The 367-nt window shown below is 76.6% G+C and carries 1 pseudogene; it reads left to right on the top strand.

Annotation, left to right across the window (positions count from 1 at the left end):
* Window positions 1–367 (top strand): annotated as a pseudogene (locus tag FAF44_RS53855) (hypothetical protein); the annotation flags it as partial.

The raw sequence follows: 367 nt of genomic DNA, 5'->3' as shown, positions 1-367 counted from the left end.
GGACGGCGGCACTCCGGCCGACGCCGTCTCCCCCGAGGCGCTCGGCCTCCCGGACGGCCTGCTCGCCGAGCGGTACACCGAACTGCTCGACCTCATCGACCCCCCGTCCCACCTGTCCCCCTGCGCCGAGCCCCCGTTCACCGGCCCGGAGGCGATGACCGTCCTGGAGCGGGACCTCCTGACCAGAGCCGTGGCGGCCGAGATCGACGCCAGGGGAACGGCCCCGGGCGGCTGGCGGCGCTGGGCCGAGGCCACGCTCCGCCCCCAGGTGGACTGGCGGACGACGCTGCGCCGCCTGGTCAGAAGAGGCCTGGCCCAGGCGGCGGGCCTGGTCGACTACAGCTACAGCCGCCCGTCCAGGCGGGCC

It is taken from the genome of Nonomuraea sp. MG754425 (assembly GCF_021699195.1).
GTDB lineage: Bacteria > Actinomycetota > Actinomycetes > Streptosporangiales > Streptosporangiaceae > Nonomuraea.
The sequence above is the reverse complement of the archived record's forward strand: the minus strand, read 5'-3'. Positions and strand labels throughout refer to the sequence as shown.